Annotated in this window: 18 protein-coding genes; 6 read left to right on the plus strand and 12 right to left on the minus strand. The window is 73.0% G+C overall.

From position 1 onward, the window contains the following. The first annotated feature begins 24 nt into the window (after window positions 1–24). Window positions 25–525: an NUDIX hydrolase gene (locus BX286_RS29370; RefSeq protein ID WP_079430545.1), complete on the plus strand. Its 501-nt coding sequence runs from the start codon at window positions 25–27 to the stop codon at window positions 523–525. Window positions 526–580: 55 nt separating this feature from the next. Then, complete coding sequence (locus tag BX286_RS29375) at window positions 581–1,009, plus strand: hypothetical protein (RefSeq protein WP_079430546.1); 429 nt, start codon at window positions 581–583, stop codon at window positions 1,007–1,009. Between the two features lie 4 nt (window positions 1,010–1,013). On the opposite strand, the gene BX286_RS29380 is transcribed toward BX286_RS29375, so the two are convergent. The 11 genes from BX286_RS29380 to BX286_RS29430 all read right to left on the minus strand — a co-directional run bounded on the left by BX286_RS29380 (window position 1,014) and on the right by BX286_RS29430 (window position 14,421). Beyond that, window positions 1,014–1,517 (minus strand): methylated-DNA--[protein]-cysteine S-methyltransferase, encoded by a 504-nt coding sequence (locus BX286_RS29380; RefSeq protein WP_079430547.1) that lies wholly within the window; start codon window positions 1,515–1,517, stop codon window positions 1,014–1,016. After that, on the minus strand, window positions 1,514–3,010 hold the full coding sequence (locus BX286_RS29385; RefSeq protein WP_121016786.1) for a DNA-3-methyladenine glycosylase 2 family protein: 1,497 nt from the start codon (window positions 3,008–3,010) through the stop codon (window positions 1,514–1,516). The genes BX286_RS29380 and BX286_RS29385 overlap by 4 nt, the downstream gene beginning before the upstream one ends. 389 nt (window positions 3,011–3,399) lie before the next feature. Next, window positions 3,400–4,260 carry a CDP-diacylglycerol--serine O-phosphatidyltransferase gene (pssA, locus tag BX286_RS29390; protein ID WP_237293154.1) on the minus strand — a complete coding sequence of 287 codons (861 nt, stop codon included), beginning with the start codon at window positions 4,258–4,260 and terminating at the stop codon, window positions 3,400–3,402. After that, complete coding sequence (locus tag BX286_RS29395; RefSeq protein ID WP_045951332.1) at window positions 4,247–4,903, minus strand: phosphatidylserine decarboxylase; 657 nt, start codon at window positions 4,901–4,903, stop codon at window positions 4,247–4,249. The genes pssA and BX286_RS29395 overlap by 14 nt, the downstream gene beginning before the upstream one ends. 186 nt (window positions 4,904–5,089) lie before the next feature. Then, complete coding sequence (locus BX286_RS29400; RefSeq protein ID WP_079430550.1) at window positions 5,090–6,295, minus strand: acyl-CoA dehydrogenase family protein; 1,206 nt, start codon at window positions 6,293–6,295, stop codon at window positions 5,090–5,092. Window positions 6,296–6,297: 2 nt separating this feature from the next. Beyond that, window positions 6,298–6,810 carry a MaoC family dehydratase gene (locus BX286_RS29405; RefSeq protein ID WP_079430551.1) on the minus strand — a complete coding sequence of 171 codons (513 nt, stop codon included), beginning with the start codon at window positions 6,808–6,810 and terminating at the stop codon, window positions 6,298–6,300. Window positions 6,811–6,814: 4 nt separating this feature from the next. Then, entirely contained in the window at window positions 6,815–7,789 is a 975-nt protein-coding gene (locus BX286_RS29410; protein ID WP_079430552.1) for a CoA ester lyase, read from the minus strand. Next, on the minus strand, window positions 7,786–9,855 hold the full coding sequence (locus tag BX286_RS29415) for a protein meaA (protein WP_079430553.1): 2,070 nt from the start codon (window positions 9,853–9,855) through the stop codon (window positions 7,786–7,788). The genes BX286_RS29410 and BX286_RS29415 overlap by 4 nt, the downstream gene beginning before the upstream one ends. A 31-nt stretch (window positions 9,856–9,886) precedes the next feature. Beyond that, window positions 9,887–11,224 (minus strand): crotonyl-CoA carboxylase/reductase, encoded by a 1,338-nt coding sequence (gene ccrA / locus BX286_RS29420; RefSeq protein WP_079430554.1) that lies wholly within the window; start codon window positions 11,222–11,224, stop codon window positions 9,887–9,889. 415 nt (window positions 11,225–11,639) lie between these two features. Then, window positions 11,640–12,455 carry a TetR family transcriptional regulator gene (locus BX286_RS29425; RefSeq protein ID WP_079430555.1) on the minus strand — a complete coding sequence of 272 codons (816 nt, stop codon included), beginning with the start codon at window positions 12,453–12,455 and terminating at the stop codon, window positions 11,640–11,642. Window positions 12,456–12,618: 163 nt separating this feature from the next. Then, window positions 12,619–14,421 carry a 3-hydroxyacyl-CoA dehydrogenase family protein gene (locus tag BX286_RS29430; protein WP_121016788.1) on the minus strand — a complete coding sequence of 601 codons (1,803 nt, stop codon included), beginning with the start codon at window positions 14,419–14,421 and terminating at the stop codon, window positions 12,619–12,621. A gap of 990 nt (window positions 14,422–15,411) precedes the next feature. Between BX286_RS29430 and BX286_RS29435 the strand changes: the two genes are divergently transcribed. Beyond that, window positions 15,412–15,981, plus strand: coding sequence for a HEAT repeat domain-containing protein (locus tag BX286_RS29435; RefSeq protein ID WP_079430557.1), 570 nt, complete (start codon window positions 15,412–15,414; stop codon window positions 15,979–15,981). A 398-nt stretch (window positions 15,982–16,379) separates the two neighbouring features. Here BX286_RS29435 and BX286_RS29440 read toward each other — a convergent pair whose 3' ends face one another. Continuing rightward, window positions 16,380–17,990: an alpha/beta hydrolase gene (locus tag BX286_RS29440; RefSeq protein WP_121016789.1), complete on the minus strand. Its 1,611-nt coding sequence runs from the start codon at window positions 17,988–17,990 to the stop codon at window positions 16,380–16,382. 1,077 nt (window positions 17,991–19,067) lie between these two features. Between BX286_RS29440 and BX286_RS29445 the strand changes: the two genes are divergently transcribed. The 3 genes from BX286_RS29445 to BX286_RS29455 all read left to right on the plus strand — a co-directional run bounded on the left by BX286_RS29445 (window position 19,068) and on the right by BX286_RS29455 (window position 22,118). After that, window positions 19,068–19,511: an SRPBCC family protein gene (locus BX286_RS29445; protein ID WP_079430559.1), complete on the plus strand. Its 444-nt coding sequence runs from the start codon at window positions 19,068–19,070 to the stop codon at window positions 19,509–19,511. Window positions 19,512–19,807: 296 nt separating this feature from the next. Next, window positions 19,808–20,641, plus strand: coding sequence for a M55 family metallopeptidase (locus BX286_RS29450; RefSeq protein WP_121016791.1), 834 nt, complete (start codon window positions 19,808–19,810; stop codon window positions 20,639–20,641). Beyond that, the gene (locus BX286_RS29455; RefSeq protein ID WP_261993542.1) at window positions 20,634–22,118 is read left to right on the plus strand and encodes a M20/M25/M40 family metallo-hydrolase; all 1,485 of its coding nucleotides are present in this window, start codon (window positions 20,634–20,636) and stop codon (window positions 22,116–22,118) included. Before BX286_RS29450 ends, BX286_RS29455 begins: the two co-directional genes overlap by 8 nt. Window positions 22,119–22,122: the final 4 nt, after the last annotated feature.

The following is a 22,122-nucleotide window of genomic DNA, read 5'->3' on the forward strand; positions in this document are numbered from 1 at the left end:
GGGCGGGCCCGTTAGGGTGGCGGCGTGACCACCACGGATGACTACGCCACCTACATCGCCGGCCTGCCCCGGGTGCTGTCCGGCGCCGCCGCCCTCTTCCGCGACGAGCGGGGCCGCGTCCTGCTCGTGGAGCCCAACTACCGCGAGGGCTGGGCCCTGCCGGGCGGCACGATCGAATCCGACCGGGGCGAGTCCCCGCGCGCCGCGGCCCGCCGGGAGAGCGCCGAGGAGATCGGCCTCGACCTGCCGCTGGGCCGGCTCCTCGCCATCGACTGGAGCGTCGGCGCGGGCCGCCCGCCGCTGGTCGCCTACCTCTACGACGGCGGAGTGCTCGACGCCGCCCAGCTGGACTCGATCACCCTCCAGGAGGAGGAACTGCTCTCCTGGAAGCTCGTCGAGCCCGCCGAACTGACCGCGTACCTCCTCGGACCGCTCGGTCCGCGCGTCCAGGAGGCCTGCCGGGTACTGGAGTCGGGCGAGGGCACCGTGGAACTGGAGAACGGCCGCCGCCCCCGCAGCACCTGACGACGCCCGACGGCCGGCCTGTCCCGAACTCCTCCACCCAGGGCAGAATCAACAGATGATCACGATGTACGCCTGGCCGAGCACGGCCGACGGTCCCGACGCACTCCCCATGGTCCACTTCACCACCGAAGAGCAGTCGGGCGGCGAACTCTCCCCCGAGGGGATGCCGGTCTGGCTCTTCGACACCGCCATCCGCGAGGGCGGCTGGGCCTCCTTCGAGGACTTCGAGGCCTGGTCCGCGCCCGCCGAGGGCTGGCAGGCCTTCTACCGCCGCGAGGACGACGTCCTCGCCGTCACCGGCCCCGGCCCCTGCGAGGGCTGGTACCAGGGCCGGCTCGGCGCCGACGACGAATGGGTGAAGGCCGCCGCGACCCAGCAGAGCGTGGTCCTGCTCGCCGCGCCGGTCCAGCACCCCTCGCTCTACGCCTACGCCGTCGAAGCGGGCGCGGGCTTCGCCCTCCTGGTCCCCCTGGCGGTGGTCTGAGGCCCTACCGGGCGCCGGCACCACGGCTCTCGAACTCCAGCAGCCGCACCTTGCGCTCGATCCCGCCGCCGTAGCCCGTCATCGAGCCGGAGGCGCCGATCACGCGGTGGCAGGGCACGATGATGCCCACCGGGTTCTTCCCGTTGGCCAGGCCCACCGCGCGGGAGGCGCCCGGCTTGCCCAGCTCCGCCGCCAGCCGCCCGTAGGACCAGGTCTGCCCGTACGGGATCCGGACGAGCTGCTCCCAGACGCTGCGCTGGAACGCCGTCCCCTCCAGCTTCACCGGCACGGTGAACTCGGTCAGCTCCCCGGCGAAGTACGCGGCGAGCTGCCGCACCACCTCCGGGAACGGCTCCTCCTGCGCCGCGACCCGCTCGCCGAAGGACTCCTCCTCGGGGCGGTGGCGCTGGCCGGTCATGTACAGCCCGCTGAGGACCCCGTCGGTGGCGACCAGGGTGAGCGCCCCGTACGGGCTGTCCACGACGGTGTGCTGCCTGTTGCCGGTCACGACTGTGCTCCTTCTCCTTCTGCGGGCATGCGGTTGATCGGGTGGCCGTCGGTCGCCCACAGGTACTGGACGGCGTAGGCGCGCCAGGGCCGCCAGCCGGCCGCCCGGGCGGTGAGCGCGGCGGGCGTGGACGGCAGCCCCAGCCCCTGGGCGGCCTTGCGGACCCCGAGGTCGGACGGCAGGAACGCGTCGGGGTCGCCCAGCGCCCGCATCGCGATGACCTCGGTGGTCCAGGGCCCGAAACCGGGCAGGGCGTTCAGCCGGGCCCGGGCGGCCTCCCAGTCGCTGTCGATGCCCAGCGGCAGCGAGCCGTCCGCGAGCGCCGCGACCAGGGTGGTGAGGGTGGTGCGGCGGCTGCGCGGCATGGACAGGGCCTCGGGGTCGAGCCCCGCCAGCGTCTCGGGGGAGGGAAACAGGTGGCTCAGCCCGCCCTGTGGATCCTCGACGGGCTCCCCGTACGCGCTCACCAGCCGGCCCGCGTGGGTCCGCGCGGCGGCGGTGGACACCTGCTGCCCCAGCACCGCCCGTACGGCGAACTCCGCCGCGTCGACGGTCCGGGGCACCCGCCGCCCGGGGGCCTTGTCCACGAGCGGGGCCAGCAGCGGGTCGGTGCGCAGCTGGTCGTCCACGGCCTCGGGGTCGGCGTCCAGGTCGAGCATCCACCGGCAGCGGCTGATGGCGATGGTCAGGTCCCGCAGGTCGGTCAGCGCGAGCCGGCAGCCGATGTGGTCGGGGCCGGGCGTGAGGGCGACGATGCCGGAACCGTGGGGGAGCCGCAGCGTCCGCCGGTAGGCCCCGTCACGCCACTCCTCCACCCCGGGGACGGCGGTGGCGACGAGGTGCCCGAAGAGGTTGTCGGGGGTGAGCGGGGCCCGGTAGGGCAGCCGCAGGCTCAGGGTCCCGGGGACGCGGGGCTCCCGCCTCCCCGCCCGGGCGGCGCGGGCCCGCAGCTCGCCGGGGGTCAGGGCGAAGACCTCCCGGACCGTCTCGTTGAAGTTGCGGATGGAGGAGAACCCGGCGGCGAAGGCCACGTCGCCCATCGGGAGCTCCGAGGTCTCGACGAGCAGCCGGGCGGTCTGCGCGCGCTGGGCGCGGGCCAGGGCGAGGGGGCCGGCGCCGAGCTCGGCGTTCAGCTGCCGCTCGACCTGCCGGGCGGAGTACCCCAGGCGCGCGGCGAGCCCGGGGACCCCTTCGCGGTCCACGACCCCGTCCTGGATCAGCCGCATCGCACGTGCGACGGCGTCGGCGCGGGCGTTCCACTCGGGCGACCCGGGACTGGTGTCGGGCCGGCACCGCTTGCAGGCCCGGTAGCCGGCCTGCTGGCAGGCGGCGGCGCTGGGCAGGAAGCTCATGTTCTCGACCTTGGGCGGCACGGCCGGGCAGCTCGGCCGGCAGTAGATGCCGGTCGTCCGGACCGCGGTGAAGAACCACCCGTCGAAACGGGCGTCCTTCGACTGCACGGCCCGCACACAGCGGTCGGTGTCGGTGTACATGGCTCCAGCATCCCGGCCGGCCGGGCGGCGGGCTGGCGGTTTTCCGACATCAAGGCTAACCGTCCCGGGGGGCGGGGGTGCGGGCTGCCGCTGCGCGGAGCGGTCCCCCTACCCACCCTTCCACCGTTCCCGTCTCACTCGCCGACGCGGCTCAAAACACGGCGCTACCGCGCCCGCGCCTCAATCGCCGGCGTGGCTATAAACAGCCCCGCCGGCGATTGAGGCGCGGGGGTCTGGGGGCGGAGCCCCCAGGGAACGGGCGAAGGGCGGGTAGGGGACCCAGCCCCGCGCAGCGGCACCCGGCACCCCGGCACCGCCCGGGGAACGGCGAAGGCCCCGGGGGCCAAGTGGCACCCCGGGGCCTTCGGACGTACAGCCGAGCGGCAGCGTTACGGCAGCTGCGCCGCCCGCGCCTCGCGCCGGTTGTGGCGGAACGTGTTCGCCCGCCGCGTCGTCGCGAACAGCGGGATCGTCGCCGCGAGGGCGATCTGCAGCGCGCACCCCGTCTGGAGGAGCAGCTGACCGCCCGGGGCGTCGAACGCCCACGCCGCCAGCAGACCCATCGCCCCGACGATCCAGCTCAGCATCGCCGCCGCGAGGGCCCCCCGCGGCTTCGGGTACTCGACCCGGCTCACCATCAGCCAGGCCACGCCCACGATCGCCAGCAGGGTCGGCACGAACGGCAGCTCCAGCAGCACGATCGAGACGACCGTCAGTGCGCCGAAGGGGCTCGGCATGCCCTGGAACATGCCGTCCTTCATCGTCACGCAGCTGAATCTCGCCAGCCGCAGGACGACCGCCAGCAGCACCACGATCGCCGCCAGCGCCGACACCTTCTGGTGCGCGTCGTCGGCGACCATCCCGTAGACCAGCACGAAGTACGCCGGCGCGAGGCCGAAGCTGATCAGGTCGGACAGGTTGTCCAGCTCGGCGCCCATCGGGGAGCTGCGCAGCTTGCGGGCCACGATGCCGTCGAAGAGGTCGAAGACCGCCGCCAGCAGCATCAGTATCACCGCGGTCGCCGCGCTGTGCCGGGCCATGCCGGACTCGCCGCTTCCGGTGAGGTGCGGGATGAGGATCCCGGTGGTGGTGAAGTACACCGCCATGAATCCGCACGTCGCGTTGCCCAGGGTGAGGGTGTCCGCTATCGACAGCCGCAGTGAGAGCGGCATGTCGTCCTCGGCGGACTCCTCCGGGGCGGACTCGGGCACCCAGCCGGTGGCAGGAGTCTCGGGGTCAGTCACGGTCAATTCGGGTCACCCCCGCGGTGGTGGCCTGACCGACCTCGACCGCGACCTCGACGCCCTCCGGGAGGTAGATGTCGACGCGGGAGCCGAAGCGGATCAGACCGATGCGTTCGCCCTGCTCCACCTTGGTGCCGGCCGGCAGGTACGGGACGATGCGACGGGCGACGGCGCCGGCGATCTGCACCATCTCGATGTCGCCGAGCTCGGTGTCGAAGTGCCAGACGACGCGCTCGTTGTTCTCGCTCTCCTTGTTGAACGCCGGGACGAACCCGCCGGGGATGTGCTCCACGGACGTCACCGTGCCCGCCAGGGGCGCGCGGTTGACGTGGACGTTCAGCGGGCTCATGAAGATCGCGACGCGGGTGCGCCCGTCCTTCCACGGCATGATGCTCTGCACCACACCGTCGGCGGGCGAGATGACGCGGCCCTGCGCGATCTCGCGCTCGGGGTCGCGGAAGAACCACAGCATGCCCGCCGCGAGCGCGGTGGTGGGCACGGCCACGGCGGCCCAGCGGCCGGACTTGCGGGCCCGGGTCAGGCTGAGGGCCGCGGTGGCAACGGTCGGCAGAAGCCACGGCGATGCTCCGCGCGCGAGGCGTACGCCGAGTCGGCTGTCGCGAGGTGCAGAGGTTTGGCTGTGGGGCATGGATGACCTTCGTAGCGGGTGATTGCCGCGCCGCAAACGGGGGGACGGGACGGCGGCTTTACTGGAATGCTATCGGTTGCGCGCAACAACTGGGCAAGCCAGAAGCCGAGTCGATGGCCCCCAGCCAGTGACTGGCAGTGATCCTCCCACGGAAAACCGTGGGAAGAATCACTGCAAAAGGGACTTTCAGCCCTGGACTCGGTACTCCTCCAGCAGGCGGCGCCCGATGATCATTTTCTGGATCTCGGCGGTACCTTCACCGATCAGAAGCATCGGGGCCTCCCGGTAGAGGCGCTCGATCTCGTACTCCTTCGAGAACCCGTAGCCGCCGTGGATGCGGAAGGCGTCCTCGACGACCTCCTTGCAGTATTCGGAGGCGAGGTACTTCGCCATGCCGGCTTCGAGGTCGTTTCGTTCCCCGGAGTCCTTTTTGCGTGCTGCGTTCACCATCATGGCATGGGCCGCTTCGACCTTGGTAGCCATCTCGGCCAGCTTGAACTGGATGGCCTGGTGCTGGGCGATCGGCTTGCCGAAAGTGTGACGCTGCTGGGCATAAGAGACACCCAGCTCGAACGCACGCTGCGCGACGCCGCAGCCACGGGCCGCCACGTTGACTCGGCCGACCTCTACCCCGTCCATCATTTGGTAAAACCCTCGGCCGGTCTGGCCTCCGAGGACCCGATTGGCCGGAATGCGCAGTCCGTCCATGATCAGCTCGGTGGTGTCGACGCCCTTGTAGCCCATCTTGTCGATCTTGCCCGGGATGGTCAGGCCCGGACGGACCTCACCGAAGCCCGGCTCCTTCTCGACGAGGAAGGTCGTCATCGACTTGTGGGGCGCCGTGCCCTCGGGGTGTCCTTCGTCACTCCGGACCAGAACGGCCACCAGGGTCGAGGAGCCGCCGTTCGTCAGCCACATCTTCTGGCCGTTCAGGACGTACTCCTCCCCGTCCTTCACCGCCTTCGACGTGATGGCCGACACATCGGAGCCCAGCCCCGGCTCGGACATCGAGAACGCGCCGCGCACCTCGCCCAGCGCCATGCGCGGGAGGAAGTACTCCTTCTGCTCCTGCGTGCCGTGCTGCTTGAGCATGTACGCCACGATGAAGTGGGTGTTGATGATGCCCGAGACGGACATCCAGCCACGGGCTATCTCCTCGACGCACAGGGCGTAGGTGAGCAGCGACTCACCCAGACCGCCGTACTCCTCGGGGATCATCAGGCCGAAGAGGCCGAGCTCCTTGAGGCCGTCGACGATCTGCTGCGGGTACTCGTCGCGGTGCTCCAGCTCGGTCGCGACCGGGATGATCTCCTTGTCGACGAACTCCCGGACGGTCTTGAGGATCTCCTGCTGGACGTCGGTGAGTCCGGCGGTCTGGGCGAGTCGGGCCATGGCTACTTCTCCTGCGTCTTCAGCTCCGGGCGGCCGGGCTGTTCGCCGCCGCGCGCCTTGATGTACGTCTCGGTCGGGACCATCACCTTGCGCCGGAAGACGCAGACGAGGGTGCCGTCCTGCTTGTAGCCCTTGGTCTCCACGTACACGATCCCGCGGTCGTCCTTCGACTTCGACGGGGTCTTGTCGAGGACCGTGGTCTCGCCGTAGAGCGTGTCGCCGTGGAAGGTCGGCGCCACGTGCCGCAGGGACTCGATCTCCAGGTTGGCGATGGCCTTCCCGGAGACGTCCGGGACGGACATGCCCAGCAGCAGGGAGTAGATGTAGTTGCCCACGACGACGTTCTTGCCGAAGTCGGTGGTGTTCTCCGCGTAATTGCTGTCCATGTGCAGCGGGTGGTGGTTCATGGTCAGCAGACAGAAGAGGTGGTCGTCGTACTCCGTGACCGTCTTCCCGGGCCAGTGCTTGTAGACCGCGCCGACCTCGAACTCCTCGTACGTGCGTCCGAACTGCATGGTCCTAGGCCTCCGGGATCTCGAACTTGGTGGTGCGCTGCATTCCGGCGGCCCGGCCCTTGCCCGCGATGACCAGGGCCATCTTGCGGCTGGCCTCGTCGATCATCTCGTCGCCGAGCATCGCGGAACCCTTCTTGCCGCCCGCCTCGGAGGTGCACCAGTCGTACGCGTCGAGGATCATCTCGGCGTGGTCGTAGTCCTCCTGCGAGGGCGAGAAGACCTCGTTGGCCGCGTCGACCTGGCCGGGGTGCAGCACCCACTTGCCGTCGAAGCCCAGGGCGGCGGCGCGGCCGGCCACCTCGCGGTAGGCGTCCACGTCGCGGATCTGCAGGAAGGGGCCGTCGATCGCCTGGAGGTCGTGCGTACGGGCCGCCATCAGGATCCGCATCAGGATGTAGTGGTAGGCGTCCGCCGGGTAGCCGGGCGGCTGCATGCCCACGACCAGGGACTTCATGTTGATCGAGGCCATGAAGTCGGCCGGGCCGAAGATGATCGTCTCCAGGCGCGGCGAGGCGGCGGCGATCGCGTCGACGTTCACCAGGCCCTTGGCGTTCTCGATCTGCGCCTCGATGCCGATCTTGCCGACCTCGAAGCCCATCGTCTTCTCGATCTGGGTCAGCAGGAGGTCGAGCGCCACGACCTGCTGGGCGTCCTGGACCTTCGGCAGCATGATGCAGTCGAGGTTCTGGCCGGCGCCCTCGACGACCGTGATGACGTCGCGGTACGTCCAGTGGGTGGTCCAGTCGTTGACGCGCACCACGCGGGTCTTGCCGGTCCAGTCGCCGTTGTTCAGCGCGTCCACGATCGTGTGGCGGGCGCCTTCCTTGGCGAGCGGGGCGCAGGCGTCCTCGAGGTCCAGGAAGACCTGGTCGGCCGGCAGGCCCTGGGCCTTCTCCAGGAACCGGGGGTTGGAGCCCGGCACCGCGAGGCAGGAACGGCGCGGGCGCAGCCGGTTGACCGGGGAAGAGGGCGTGGTCATGCGGGGACCTCCGTGCTTTCGGCGATGGTGAGGGGGTGGAGCTTGTTGGCCTTGCGGATCTCGTCGACGATACGTCCGATGATCTCCGTGATGCCGAAGTCCTTGGGGGTGAACACGGCGGCCACCCCCGCCTCCTTCAGGGTCACGGCGTCGGCGTTCGGAATGATGCCCCCGACGATGACGGGGATGTCGCCCGCCCCCGCCGTGCGCAGGCGCTCCAGGACGTCCGGGACGAGAGCGCTGTGCGAACCGGACAGGATGGACAGTCCCACGCAGTGCACGTCCTCGGCCAGCGCCGCCGTCGAGATCTCCTCGGGCGTCAGCCGGATGCCCTGGTAGACCACCTCGAACCCGGCGTCGCGGGCCCGGACGGCGATCTGCTCGGCGCCGTTGGAGTGCCCGTCCAGGCCGGGCTTGCCGACCAGCAGGCGCAGCCGGCCCGCGCCCAGCTCGTCCGCCGTCCGGGCGACCTTCTCACGGACCAGGGCCAGCGGCGTGCCCTCCTCGGCGGCGACCGCCACCGGGGCCGAGGAGACCCCGGTCGGGGCGCGGAACTCGCCGAAGACCTCGCGCAGGGCGCTCGCCCACTCGCCGGTGGTGACACCGGCCCGGGCGCACTCCAGGGTGGCCTCCATCAGGTTCTCGGTCCCGGCGGCGGCCTCCTTCAGCCGGTCCAGGGCCTGCATCACCGTCGGGAAGACGAAGGGGTCGCCGTCGCCCTGCCGGTCCGAGGACTCCTGGCGCTCGGAGCGCCAGCGCCTGAGCCGCTCGACGGTGAACTCCTCGACCGCCGCGTCGACCGTCATGATCGCGCCGTCGAGGTCGGCGGTGAGCGGGTTCTCCTCGGTCTGCTGGAAGCAGTTCACCCCGACGATCTTGTCCTCGCCGGACTCGATGCGGGCGCGCCGCTCGGCGTGCGAGGAGACCAGCTGGGACTTCAGGTACCCGGACTCGACGGCGGCCATCGCGCCGCCCATCTCCTGGATCCGGTCGATCTCGGCCAGGCAGTCGGCGACCAGGGAGTCGACCTTGGCCTCGATGACGTGGGAGCCGGCGAAGATGTCCTCGTACTCCAGCAGGTCGCTCTCGTGGGCGAGGACCTGCTGGATGCGCAGCGACCACTGCTGGTCCCAGGGCCGGGGCAGGCCCAGCGCCTCGTTCCAGGCGGGCAGCTGCACGGCGCGGGCGCGGGCGTCCTTGGAGAGGGTGACGGCCAGCATCTCCAGGACGATGCGCTGGACGTTGTTCTCCGGCTGCGCCTCGGTCAGGCCGAGGGAGTTGACCTGGACGCCGTAGCGGAAGCGGCGCTGCTTGGCGTCCTCGATGCCGTAGCGCTCGCGGGTGACCCGGTCCCAGATGCGGCCGAAGGCGCGCATCTTGCACATCTCCTCGATGAAGCGGACGCCCGCGTTCACGAAGAAGGAGATCCGGGCGACCACCTCGCCGAAGCGCTCCTCGGGCACCTGGCCCGAGTCGCGCACCGAGTCCAGGACGGCGATCGCGGTGGACATGGCGTACGAGATCTCCTGGACCGGGGTGGCCCCGGCCTCCTGCAGGTGGTAGCTGCAGATGTTGATCGGGTTCCACTTCGGGATGTGGTTGACCGTGTACGCGATCATGTCCGTCGTCAGGCGGAGCGAGGGCCCGGGCGGGAAGACGTGCGTCCCGCGCGAGAGGTACTCCTTGACGATGTCGTTCTGGGTGGTGCCCTGGAGCTTGGAGATGTCCGCCCCCTGCTCCTCGGCGGCCACCTGGTAGAGCGCCAGCAGCCACATGGCGGTGGCGTTGATCGTCATCGAGGTGTTCATCTGCTCCAGGGGGATGTCCTGGAACAGCCGCCGCATGTCGCCCAGATGGGAGACCGGGACCCCGACCCGGCCCACCTCGCCGCGGGCGAGGATGTGGTCGGGGTCGTAGCCGGTCTGCGTCGGCAGGTCGAACGCGACCGACAGGCCGGTCTGGCCCTTGGCGAGGTTGCGGCGGTACAGCTCGTTGGACGCCTCGGCCGTGGAGTGGCCGGCGTACGTCCGCATGAGCCACGGACGGTCTTTCTGGCGCTCTGTCATCTCAGGCGATCCTTACGGCCTTTGAGCGGACTCAGACGTTGCGGAAGCGGTTGATCGCGTCGAGGTGCTTGGCGCGCATCTCGTGGTCGCGCACGCCCAGGCCCTCCTCGGGGGCGAGCGCGAGGACGCCGACCTTGCCCTGGTGGAGGTTGCGGTGGACGTCGTAGGCGGCCTGCCCGGTCTGCTCCAGGGAGTAGGTCTTCGAGAGCGTCGGGTGGATCTTGCCCTTGGCGATGAGGCGGTTGGCCTCCCAGGCCTCGCGGTAGTTCGCGAAGTGCGAGCCGATGATCCGCTTCAGCGACATCCACAGGTAGCGGTTGTCGTACTCGTGCATGTAGCCCGAGGTCGAGGCGCAGGTGGTGATCGTGCCGCCCTTGCGGGTGACGTAGACGGAGGCGCCGAAGGTCTCGCGGCCCGGGTGCTCGAAGACGATGTCGATGTCCTCGCCGCCGGTCAGCTCGCGGATGCGCTTGCCGAAGCGCTTCCACTCCTTGGGGTCCTGGGTGTGCTCGTCCTTCCAGAACTTGTAGCCCTCGGCGGTGCGGTCGATGACCGCCTCGGCGCCCATGGAGCGGCAGATCTCGGCCTTCTCCGGGGAGGAGACCACGCAGATCGGGTTGGCGCCGCCGGCCAGGGCGAACTGGGTGGCGTAGGAGCCGAGGCCGCCGCTGGCGCCCCAGATCAGCACGTTGTCGCCCTGCTTCATCCCGGCGCCGTTGCGGGAGACCAGCTGGCGGTAGGCGGTGGAGTTGACCAGGCCGGGGCTGGCGGCCTCCTCCCAGCTGAGGTGGCCGGGCTTGGGCATCAGCTGGTTGGACTTGACCAGGGCGATCTCCGCGAGGCCGCCGAAGTTGGTCTCGAAGCCCCAGATGCGCTGCTCGGGGTCGAGCATCGTGTCGTTGTGGCCGTCCGAGGACTCCAGCTCCACCGACAGGCAGTGCGCGACGACCTCGTCGCCCGGCTTCCAGGCGTTGACGCCGGGGCCGGTGCGCAGGACGACGCCCGCGAGGTCGGAGCCGATGATGTGGTACGGGAGGTCGTGGCGCTTGGTGAGCTCCGAGAGGCGGCCGTAGCGCTCCAGGAAGCCGAAGGTGGACAGCGGCTCGAAGATCGAGGTCCACACGGAGTTGTAGTTGACCGAGGAGGCCATGACGGCCACCAGCGCCTCGCCGGGGCCGAGTTCCGGCACCGGGACCTGGTCCAGGTGCAGGGACTTGCGGGGGTCCTTGTCGCGGCTGGCGAGACCGTCGAACATCTCGGTCTCGTCCTTGTGCACGGTGATCGCGCGGTACGAGTCGGGCAGCGGCAGCGCCGCGAAGTCTGCGGCGGTGGCGGACTGCGACTGAATCGCGTCCAGGATGTCCTTCACGGTGTTGCCTCCGGCTGAGCGCTGATTGAGGGTGCGCTGAGGGGTACGCGGTGCGTGCGTGGGAGCTGTGGTGTGGTCCTGCGGGTGCCGTCGGTCCGGCGGAGCTGTGGTGCGGCCGCGCCTGTGGTGGGGCGGGCGGGAGCCTGGTGACGCAGGCATCCGGGGCGCGTTCCGTGCCGAGTGGGCGTGGACCGCGGGGACGTCCGGACGGGACTCAACGTATGGCACCCCGTGTCACTCGGCAAGGCACTGCGTGCCAAAAATTTCTCTCACTTGCCGATTGACCTGCGCATATGAGCGATGATCGATCAGAGTTACCCGTGAGTAGGGGCAACTCGGACAAACGAAAGCGGCCGCCCCGGTACGGGAGCGGCCGCTGTGACGGGAAGCACCCCGGCGGTGGCCGGGGAGCTGCCTACTTGTTCTTGAGCGCTTCTTCGATGGTCCGCATGACCTCGTCCAGCGGGGCGTCGGTCCGGGCCACCGCCACGAGCACCTCGCCCTCGGTGCGGACCGCCGTCTGCGGGGCCGCGCCGGCGCCGGCCAGGGTGCGGCCCGCACCGATGCCGGAGCCGAAGGTCTTGCGGACGATGCCGAAGGCGTGGTCCAGCTGCGCCTCCACGTCCCCCTGGCCGCCGGCCCGCAGCCAGCGCCGCAGCACGTGGTTGTGCGCGGTCACCACCGCCGAGGCGGCCACCTCCGCCAGCAGCGGGTCGTCGTTGCCGTCGTGGTGGTCGGTCTCGTCGAAATGGGCCAGCAGATAGCGGGTGAACAGCCGCTCGTAGCGGGCCACCGAGGCGATCTCCCGCTCCCGCAGCGCCGGCACCTCGCGGGTCAGCCGGTAGCGCTCCACCGACACCGCCGGCGAGGCGGCGTACATCTTCATGACTTCCTTGATCCCCCGGCACACCGTGTCGAGCGGGTGCTCGTGCGCCGGGGCCACGTCCAGGACCGCCTCGGCGCGGATCAGGGTGTCGTCGTGGTCCGGGAAGATCGCCTCTTCCTTGGAGCGGAAGTGCCGGAAGAAGGTCCGCCGCGCCACCCCGGCGGCCGCCGCGATCTCGTCGACCGTCGTGGCCTCGTACCCCTTCGTCGCGAACAGCTCCATGGCCGCCGTGGCGAGCTCGCGGCGCATCTTCAGGCGCTGGGCGGCCGCCCGGCTGCCCGCCGTACCCTCCGGGGCGTCGGAGGCCGAGGCGGAGCGGGGTGAGGTCTTGGCGGGCTGGGACATAGAGCGAAAGTACTTCATCCGGGCGGGCGCGCGCGCCGGAGGGGGGTGCGAGGGGGGTGGATGCGGGGGAGGGCCCGCACTGGGCTCGGGAGGGTATGTCCGCCGTGAGGGTCCGGCGGACCCGAGCAGCCCTCCCCACGCATCCTGCTCAGGGCCCGTCGGCTTACCGGCGGGCGTACTCACGGAATCCGCGGCCGGTCTTCCGGCCCAGGCAGCCCGCCGCGACCAGGTGCTCCAGCAGCGGGGACGGGGCCAGGCCCGGGTCGCGGAACTCCTCGTGGAGCACCTTCTCGATGGCCAGCGACACGTCCAGGCCGACCACGTCGAGGAGCTCGAAGGGCCCCATCGGGTAGCCGCCCCCCAGCTTCATCGCGGCGTCGATGTCGTCGAGGCTCGCGTAGTGCTGCTCGACCATCTTGACCGCGTTGTTCAGGTACGGGAACAGCAGCGCGTTCACGATGAACCCCGCCCGGTCCCCGCAGTCCACCGCGTGCTTGCGGACCTTCCCGCAGACCTCGCGGACCGTGGCGTGCACGTCGTCGGCGGTCAGGACGGTCCGGACCACCTCGACCAGCTTCATGGCCGGAGCCGGGTTGAAGAAGTGCATGCCGATCACGTCCTGCGGACGCTCGGTCGCCCGCGCCACGGCGATCACCGGCAGCGACGAGGTGGTGGTGGCCAGCACCGCGCCCGGCTTGCAGACCTTGTCCAGGCCCGCGAAGAGCTGCTGCTTGACCTCCAGGTCCTCGGCGACGGCCTCCACGGCCAGGTCCACCTCGGCGAAGGCCTCCAGCGAGCCCGCCGGGGTGATCAGGTCGAGGGTCTGCGCGGCCTCCTCCTCGGTCAGGCGGCCCCTGGACACCGCACGGCCCAGGGACTTCCCGATCGCGGCCTTCGCGGCCTCCGCCTTCTCCTGGCTGCGCGCGGCCAGCACCACCGGGTAGCCGGCCTGCGCGAAGACCTGCGCGATCCCGCTCGCCATGGTCCCGGAGCCGGCCACGCCGACCGAGTGGACCGGGCGGCCGGAGCCCAGCAGCGAGCCGTCCAGCGGGGTCTGGAGGTCGCGGACGACCACGGAGCTGCCCGGTGCCTCGTAGGTGTAGAAGCCGCGGCCCGCCTTCTGCCCGGTCAGGCCCGCCTCCACGAGGTGGCCCAGGATCGGGGCCGGGGCGTGCAGCCGGTCGCCGGAGGAGGCGTACATGGCCTCCAGGACGGTCCGGGCGGTGTCCACGCCCACCAGGTCGAGCAGGGCGAGCGGACCCATCGGCAGGCCGCAGCCCAGCTTCATCGCCGCGTCGATGTCCTCGCGGGAGGCGTACTTGGCCTCGTACATGGCCGCGGCCTGGTTCAGGTAGCCGAAGAGCAGGCCGTCGGCGACGAAGCCGGGCCGGTCGCCGACCGCGACGGGCTCCTTGCCGAGCTCCCGGGCCAGGGCGGTGACCGCCTCGACGGCGACGGGGGCCGTCAGCACGCTGGAGACGATCTCCACGAGCTTCATCGCCGGGGCCGGGTTGAAGAAGTGCATGCCCAGGACGCGCTCGGGGCGCAGGGACTCGGCGGCGAGCCGGGTCACGGACAGCGCGTTGGTGCCGGTGGCCAGGAGGGTGTCGGGCCGGACGATCGCGTCCAGCTCCTCGAAGACCCGGTGCTTGAGGTCGTAGTCCTCCGGGACCACCTCGATCACCAGGTCGGCGTCGGCGGCGGCGGAGAGCTCGGTGGAGGTGCGGAAGCGGGCGAGGACCGCCTCGCGCTCCTGCTCGGTGAGCTTCTCCTTGGCCACCGAGCGGGCCGTGGCGGCCGCGAGGGCCCCGGCGGCCCGGCGGACGGCCGCCTCGCTGACGTCGATGCCGACGACCTCGCGGCCGGACCGGGCCAGGACCTCGGCGATGCCGGTGCCCATGGTGCCGAGGCCGACGACGGCGACGGTGCGGAGGGAGGAGGGACTGGACGTGGACGGAAGGTCCATCGCGGGACTCCAGTGGAATGAGGGTGACGACTGGGAGGGCGCGCGCGGTGCACGGTGCGCGCGGGGTGCCGTACGGCGGGGTGGTGCGGGAGCGTGCGGGGCGCCGTAGGGCGGGGTGGTGCGGGAACGCGGCGCGCGACGCCGTGCGCGGGGCCGTGCGTCGACGGGGTGCGTGGAGAGCCGTACGGAGTGCCGGGCGGCCTGCTGCCGTTCGGGGCGGGCCCCGGGAGGTCGCTCCCAGGTGGTTGCGCCCGGTGGTCGCGCCCGGAGGACGGGCGCGGCGGGCCTGGCGGCACGACCCTGTCCCGGGGTCCTGCCGTGCGTACGGGTGGTGCGGTGAACCGACTGGCACGGGGCGGCTGCGTCACCAGGCCGGTCCCGTGCGTGTGGAAGAGACAGTAACTCCGCGGTAACTCGCGCGCCAGAGCGCGGAGATGTGACCTGTACCGCCCAAATGTACCGATCATCGATGATCGATCAGCCGACTCCTCCCGCACGGAATCCCGGGGGAGGGCGGTACGGAGTCCGGGGAGGGTGGCCGGGGGCCGGGGGCCGGGGGCCGGGGGCCGGGGCCGGGGCCGGGGGCCGGGGCCGGGGGCCGGGGGAGTGGGGAGTGGGGAGGGTGCACGGGGGTCCGGGAGGGCGGCACGGGGCCGGGGAGTGCGCACGGGGTCCGGGGCGGCACGGCTCCGGGGGAGGGTGCACAGAGTCCGGGGGAGGGCGGCATGGAGTTCGGACGATGGTGCACCAGGTCTGGGGGAGGGCGGCACGAGGTCTGGGGGAGGGCGGTACGAGGTCTGGGGGAGGGCGGCACAGGGTCCCGGGAGGGTGCACGGACTCCGGGGGACGGTGGGTCCGGGTTTGGGGGAGGCGGCACTGGGTCCGGGGAGGGTGCACGGAGTTCGGGGCAGGGCGTCCCCGGGTCTGGGGTGAGGGCGGAACTCCGCCGAACCGGGCGTGGCGCGCTCTGCGGACCCCTAGGGTGGCCGCGTGAACGAGGTACTGGAGCGCCTGCGGGCGGAGGCGGACGGGTCCCCCGCGTACGCGCAGCTGCTGGCGGCCGGCCCCGACGGGCTGGCCGCCTCGCTGACTTCGGCCGGGCAGCCCCTGTGGGCCCGCGAACTGGCCGCGTACCGGCTGGGCATGGCCGGGGACCGGCGGGCCTTCGAGCCGCTGGTGCTGCTGCTCAACCACCGTGACCCCGCGCGCTGCGAGGCCGCCGCGCAGGCCCTCGGCGTGCTCGGCGACCCGCGCACCGCCCGTGCGGCCGCCGCCCTGGCCACCAACGCCCTGCGCACCGCCTACGCCCTGCACCCGGTCCGGCTGCTGGCCGCGCTGCGGGCGCCCGAGTCGGCCCCCGCCCTGATCTCGACCCTGTCGCGGCTGCTGGCCCCGCACGACCCGTACTGGCGGGTGGCGCTGGCCTGCGTCGAGGGCCTGGGCGCCCTGGCCGACGCCCGCGCCCGCGACGTCCTGGTCCGCGCCCAGGCCCACCCCAGGCTGGCCCTGGCGGCCACGGACGCCCTGAACCGCCTGATGAACCACCACCCGGACGCCTGAACCCGGGGCTTGGGGCCGGTCTGGCAGGGCCCGGTCCGGCCGGGACCGCTCGGGCGGTGGCCGGCCCGACAGGGGCAGCTCCGGGCGGGCCTGCTCCGGGCGGGCCCACTCCGGCGGGGGCCGGTCCGGCGGGGCCTGCTCCGGGCGGGGGCCGGTCCGGCGGGCCGAGGGGCCCTGTCCGCCCTTCGCCCGTTCCTGCTCGGCTACCGCTGGGGGCCCCAGAGGTCTGCCCGGAACGGGGCCGGGGCGATCCGGGCCGGGTTTGCTCGCCTCGCCGGCGGCGGCTGGGGCGGAACCGCCGGGAGCGGGGTCCGGGGCGGTGTCCCGGGAAGCGGAGAAAGGGCGGGGCGGGGAGACCGCTCCGCGCAGCGGCCCCCGCAGCCGGCCGGCCCGGACCCTCAGCCGCGGAAGCCCAGCAGGCCGTGCAGGGCCGCGCCGCCCGCCGAGGACGGGACCGCCCGGGTCTGCGTCGTCGGCTTCGGGGCGGGCTGCGCCGGACAGGTCGCGTCGGAGGCCTGACCCGTCCTCAGGTACGCCGCCAGCTTCTCGTCCAGGCACTTGTTGCCCGCCAGCGCGATGCCGTGGTTGCCCCCGCCCTCCTCCACCACCAGCGCCGAGCCGGCCAGCCGGTGCCGCATGCTCACCGCCCCCTCGTACGGGGTCGCCGCGTCCTCCGTGGCCTGGAACAGCAGGGCCCCGGGGAGCGCCGTGTTCGTCACGTCCGTGGCCTGGAGCGGCTCCGCCGGCCAGAACGCGCACGGCGCGTTGTACCAGGCGTTGTTCCACGTCATGAACGGCGCCTTGGCGTGCGTGCGCCACATGTCGGCCCGCCACTTGTTCCAGTCCCTCGGCCACGCCGAGTCCCGGCACTGCACCGCCGTGTACACGCTGTACGAGTTGCCCGCCGACGGCTCCACCGCCCCGAACCGCTCGTACGCCGACACCAGCGGCTTCGGGTCCTGCTTCACCGCGTACGCCGCGAACGCCTCGGCCAGGTGCGGCCAGTAGCCGTTGTAGTAGCCGCCCGGCATGTACGTGTCCTCCAGCTCGGCCGGTCCCACCTTCCCGCCGGCCGGCGTCCCGCGCAGCGCCTCGCGCATCCCGTACCAGCGCCGCTCGACGGCGGCCGGGTCGGTGCCCAGGTGGTAGACGGAGTCGTACTGGGCCACCCAGGCCAGGAACGCCTTGTGGCGGGCGTCGAAGGCCTCGTCCTGGGCCAGGTTGTCCTCGTACCAGACGCCGCCCGGGTCGACCACGGAGTCCAGCACCAGCCGGTGCACCCGGTCCGGGTGCAGCTTGGCGTACACCGCGCCCAGGTAGGTGCCGTAGGAGTAGCCGAAGTAGCTGAGCTTCGGCGCCCCCAGCGCCGTGCGCAGCACCTCCAGGTCGCGGGCGGCCGAGACGGTGCCCACGTACGGCAGCACGTCCGCGTGCCTGGTCCGGCAGGACTCGGCGAAGGAGCGCACCCGGTCCAGGTTGGCCTGTTCGGTCGCCGGGTCCAGCGGCACCGAGTCCGGCCGTACGGGCTTGAAGTGCCCGGCCCCGCAGTCCAGGGCGGGCTCGCTCTTGCCCACGCCCCGGGGGTCGAAGCCGATCACGTCGTACCGGGCCGCCACGTCCTTGGGCAGGGCGGAGGCGACGAACCCGGCCAGGGCGCGGCCGCTGCCGCCCGGGCCGCCGGGGTTGACCAGGAGGGGGCCCTGGAAGACGGAGGCGGAGGCGGTGTGCGGGACCCGGGTCAGGGCCAGGGAGATCTGCCGCCCGGCGGGACGCTCGTGGTCGAGGGGGACCCGCAGGGAGGTGCACTGCAGCGTCGGGTAGCGGGGCGTCGCGCAGCCGGTCCAGCGCAGCCCGGCGGCGGCCGGTGCGGGCGCGGGTGCGGGCGCCGGGGCGGCGGCGGTGACGGGGCTCGCGAGGGCCGCGGCGACCGTGGAGATCGCCAGCAGCAGCGCGGCGCGCCGCTTGACGGGGCCGCGCTGCTTCGCGGGGTGCGGAACGGGGTGGAGCATGGGGCCTCCCAGCCGAGGGGTCTGGGCGGAATCGTCCCGGAAACCGCGCCCGGAAAGCGGGATTGGGCCGCCCATTGGCCCGATGTGATGACCCCTCGGGCGGCGTCCGGCTCACGACCCGCCCCGCCGCCCCGCCCCGCACCCCCGCCGCCCCGCCCCGCCCGGGGCCGCCGCCCCGCCGCCCTGTCCCGCGCACCGCCGGTACGGGGGGCCGCAGATGGAGTACCCCGGTGTCCCCCCGCCCGGCCTGCGCCGTCTCGCTGTCCCAGGCCGCGGCCGCCCCGGCCTGCGCCCTCCCGGCCCGCCCGTGCGTGGCCGTCGCGGTCCACGCCGCCGCGCCCCGCGGCCCTCCGGCCTGCGCCCGCGCGTCCCGCCTCGCGCTCTCCCGCCCCGCGTGGCCGTATCGTCCCGCGCCGCCCCGCCCCGCGTGGCCGTATCGTCCCGCGCCGCCCCGCCCCGCGCGGCCGTCCGGCCCGCGGCAGCGCGTCCCGCCCCGCGGCCGTCCGTCCCGCGCCGCCTCGCCCCGCGCGGCCGTCCGTCCCGCGCCGCTCCGTCTCGCGGCCGTCCGTCCCGCGCCCGCCAATTCCGCCTCGCGGTCCGGCCGCCCCGCTGCCCCGGCCCCGCTGGTCCCGGCCTGCGCCGTCCCGGCCCGTGCGCGGCTGCCCCGGCCCGCGCCAGCCCGCCTCGCGCCTGTCCATCCCGCGCCTGTGCCGTCCTGGCCCAGCCCGCGTGGCAGTCGCGCGCCGGTGTCGTCCCGGAGCCGCCCCGTGTCGGGCTGTCTCGATCCGCGCCGTCGCGCTTCGCGGCCGTCCGGACCGCGCCCGAGCGTCCCGCCCCGCGGCCGTCCGGCCCGCGCCGTCCTGATCCCGTGTGGCCGCGTCGGCCCGGCCCTCGCGGGCCGGGTCGGTCGCCCCGGCGCGGGCCCCGCGCGCGCAGTCGGTCTGCCCGCGCTCGTACCGCGCAGCCCCGGCCGGACGCTTCCGGCGGGCCGGGATCCGGGTGGACCGGATTTGGGCGGCTGCGCCGGAGGTGGTTGGCTTGCCGCGAAGAACGGACACAACTGCTGGAGGAACAGGTATGGCGCAGGTCGAGGCCACCACGGAGCGCATCATCGGGGCCGACGCGGAGACCGTCTTCGACGCGCTGGCGGACTACACCGGCACCCGGGGCAAGCTGCTCCCCGAGCACTTCAGCGAGTACGAGGTGCGCGAGGGCGGCGACGGCGAGGGCACCCTGGTCCACTGGAAGCTCCAGGCCACCAGCAAGCGCGTCCGCGACTGCCTGCTGGAGGTCACCGAGCCCACGGAAGGCCAGCTCGTGGAGAAGGACCGCAACTCGTCCATGGTCACCACCTGGACCGTCACCCCGGCCGGCGAGGGCAAGTCCAGGGCCGTCGTCAGCACCGTCTGGAACGGCGCGGGCGGCATCGGCGGCTTCTTCGAGCGCACCTTCGCGCCCAAGGGCCTCGGCCGCATCTACGACACCGTCCTCGACAACCTGGCCCGCGAAGTCGAGGCCTGACCGGCGCCGCCGGCCGCGGTCAGGGCAACTGCAACTCCCTCCGCCCGGCGGCCGGCCGCGGTCAGGGCGACTCCCCGCGCCCGGCGCCCCCGGCAGCCGTCAGGGCAACTCCCCGCGCGCGGCTCACCGGTTCGGGTGGAATTCCCGGCCCCGCGGCGGACGTCCCGGCCGCCCCGGCCGCACCCGCGTCAAGCCCCGCCCCCGCGCCCCGTGCGGGCCGGGCGTGGCCCCGGGGCCGGGGGCCGGCCGGGCGGCTAGGGTGGGGCCCCTGTCGACCCGACACCACCGGGGGCCCGATGAAGATCCTCGTCTCAGCCGACATGGAAGGCGCCACCGGCGTCACCTGGCCCGCCGACGTGCTGCCGGGGACCCCGCAATGGGAGCGCTGCCGGGGCATGTTCACCTCCGACGTGAACGCCGCCGTCCTCGGCTTCTTCGACGGCGGCGCAGACCAGGTCCTCGTCAACGAGGCTCACTGGACCATGCGCAACCTGCTGCTGGAGAAGCTCGACGCCCGCGCCGAGATGATCACCGGCCGGCACAAGTCCCTGTCCATGGTCGAGGGCGTCCAGCGCGGCGACGTCGACGGCGTCGCCTTCGTCGGCTACCACACCGGCGCCGGCGCCGAGGGCGTCCTCGCCCACACCTACCTGGCCAACTCCCTCACCGGCGTGTGGCTCGACGGACTGCGCGCCAGCGAGGGCGTGCTCAACGCCCATGTCGTCGCCGAGTACGGCGTCCCCGTCATCCTCGTCACCGGCGACGACCTCACCTGCGCCGACGCCGCCGGCTACGCCCCCGACGCGCGCACCGTCGCCGTCAAGGACCACGTCTCGCGCTACGCGGCCGTCTGCCGCACCCCGGCCCGTACCGCCGCCGACATCCGGGCCGCCGCCACGGAGGCCGTGAAGCTCGCCGTCCGGCACGAACCGGTGCGCGGCGGCCCGCACACGATGGAGGTGGAGTTCGACGCGGAGCACCTGTCGATGGCCGCCACCGTCGTCCCGGGCGTCGAACGGACCGGCGAACGCCGGATCGCGTACTCCAGCGGGACCATGTACGAGGCGATCCGCACCTTCAAAGCGGTCACCACGGTCGTCTCGGCGGCTCTGGAGGAGCAGTATGGCTGACATGGAACGGCTGGACGGCGGCCCCGGCGCGGCGGACCCCCACGGGACGGACCCCCACGGGACCGGCCCCCACGGGACCGGCCCCCACGGGACCGGCCCCCACGGGACGGACCGCCACGGAACGGACCGCCACGCGACGGAGCCCCACGCGCCGGGGGAGGCGCTGGACGCGGCGGCCTTCGAGGAGGTGGTCGCGTTCACCTCGGAGCTGATCCGCATCGACACCACCAACCGGGGCGGCGGCGACTGCCGGGAACGGCCCGCCGCCGAGTACGCCGCCGAGCGCCTCGCCGCCGCAGGGCTGGAACCCGTCCTCCTCGAACGCACCCCGGGCCGCACCAACGTGGTGGCCCGCCTGGAGGGCACCGACCCCCGCGCGCCCGCCCTCCTCGTCCACGGCCACCTCGACGTGGTCCCCGCCGAGGCCGCCGACTGGAGCGTCGACCCCTTCTCCGGAGAGGTCCGCGACGGGGTGGTCTGGGGCCGCGGCGCGGTCGACATGAAGAACATGGACGCGATGGTGCTGGCCCTCGTGCGGTCCTGGGCCCGCACCGGCGCCCGGCCGCGGCGGGACGTCGTCATCGCGTTCACCGCCGACGAGGAGGACAGCGCCGTCGACGGCTCCGGCTTCCTCGCCGACCACCACCCGCACCTCTTCGAGGGCTGTACGGAGGGCCTCAGCGAGTCCGGCGCCTTCACCCTGCACACCGGACCCGGCCGGGCCCTCTACCCCATCGCCGCCGGCGAACGCGGTACCGCCTGGCTGAAGCTGACCGCGCACGGCCGCACCGGACACGGCTCCAAACCCAACCGGGACAACGCCGTCACCCGGCTCGCCGCCGCCGTCGCCCGCATCGGAGCGCACGAGTGGCCGCTCCGCCTCACCGACACCGCCACCGCCTGCATCACCGAACTCGCCGCCCTCCAGGGCCTGTCCGTCGACCCGCGCGCCCCCGGCTGCGACCTCGAAGAGGTCCTCGGCAAACTCGGCCCGGCCGCCGCCCTGGTCGAGGCCACCCTGCGCAACAGCGCCAACCCGACCATGCTCAGCGCCGGTTACAAGCTCAACGTGGTCCCCGGACACGCCACCGCCTTCGTCGACGGCCGCACCCTGCCCGGCGGCGAGGCCGAGTTCGCCGCCGTCCTCGACGAGCTCACCGGCCCCGGCGTCGACTGGGAGTTCCACCACCGGGAGGTCGCCCTCGAAGCCCCCGTGGACGGCCGGACCTACGCCGTCCTGCGCGAGGCCGTCGAACACTTCGACCCCGACGGGCACGCCGTCCCGTTCTGCATGGCGGGCGGCACCGACGCCAAGCAGTTCTCCCGCCTCGGCATCACCGGCTACGGCTACTCCCCGCTCAAGCTGCCGCCGGGCTTCGACTACTGGGCCCTCTTCCACGGCGTGGACGAACGGGTCCCCGTCGACGCCCTGCACTTCGGCGTCCGCGTCCTGGACCGCGCCCTGCGGACCCTGTGATGGG

The sequence above is a fragment of the Streptomyces sp. 3211.6 genome, from assembly GCF_003634815.1.
In the GTDB taxonomy this organism is placed as follows: Bacteria; Actinomycetota; Actinomycetes; order Streptomycetales; family Streptomycetaceae; genus Streptomyces; species Streptomyces katrae_A.

What these genes read in the sequence shown, in the direction of transcription:
- BX286_RS29410 (WP_079430552.1), bottom strand. Translation starts at nt 7,789, where the DNA reads ATGACCACGCCCTCTTCCCCGGTCAACCGGCTGCGCCCGCGCCGTTCC.
- BX286_RS29440 (WP_121016789.1), bottom strand. Translation starts at nt 17,990, where the DNA reads ATGCTCCACCCCGTTCCGCACCCCGCGAAGCAGCGCGGCCCCGTCAAG.
- BX286_RS29400 (WP_079430550.1), bottom strand. Translation starts at nt 6,295, where the DNA reads ATGGCCCGACTCGCCCAGACCGCCGGACTCACCGACGTCCAGCAGGAG.
- BX286_RS29450 (WP_121016791.1), top strand. Translation starts at nt 19,808, where the DNA reads ATGAAGATCCTCGTCTCAGCCGACATGGAAGGCGCCACCGGCGTCACC.
- BX286_RS29445 (WP_079430559.1), top strand. Translation starts at nt 19,068, where the DNA reads ATGGCGCAGGTCGAGGCCACCACGGAGCGCATCATCGGGGCCGACGCG.
- BX286_RS29415 (WP_079430553.1), bottom strand. Translation starts at nt 9,855, where the DNA reads ATGACAGAGCGCCAGAAAGACCGTCCGTGGCTCATGCGGACGTACGCC.
- BX286_RS29425 (WP_079430555.1), bottom strand. Translation starts at nt 12,455, where the DNA reads ATGTCCCAGCCCGCCAAGACCTCACCCCGCTCCGCCTCGGCCTCCGAC.
- BX286_RS29385 (WP_121016786.1), bottom strand. Translation starts at nt 3,010, where the DNA reads ATGTACACCGACACCGACCGCTGTGTGCGGGCCGTGCAGTCGAAGGAC.
- BX286_RS29455 (WP_261993542.1), top strand. Translation starts at nt 20,634, where the DNA reads ATGGCTGACATGGAACGGCTGGACGGCGGCCCCGGCGCGGCGGACCCC.
- BX286_RS29375 (WP_079430546.1), top strand. Translation starts at nt 581, where the DNA reads ATGATCACGATGTACGCCTGGCCGAGCACGGCCGACGGTCCCGACGCA.
- BX286_RS29405 (WP_079430551.1), bottom strand. Translation starts at nt 6,810, where the DNA reads ATGCAGTTCGGACGCACGTACGAGGAGTTCGAGGTCGGCGCGGTCTAC.
- BX286_RS29430 (WP_121016788.1), bottom strand. Translation starts at nt 14,421, where the DNA reads ATGGACCTTCCGTCCACGTCCAGTCCCTCCTCCCTCCGCACCGTCGCC.
- BX286_RS29395 (WP_045951332.1), bottom strand. Translation starts at nt 4,903, where the DNA reads ATGCCCCACAGCCAAACCTCTGCACCTCGCGACAGCCGACTCGGCGTA.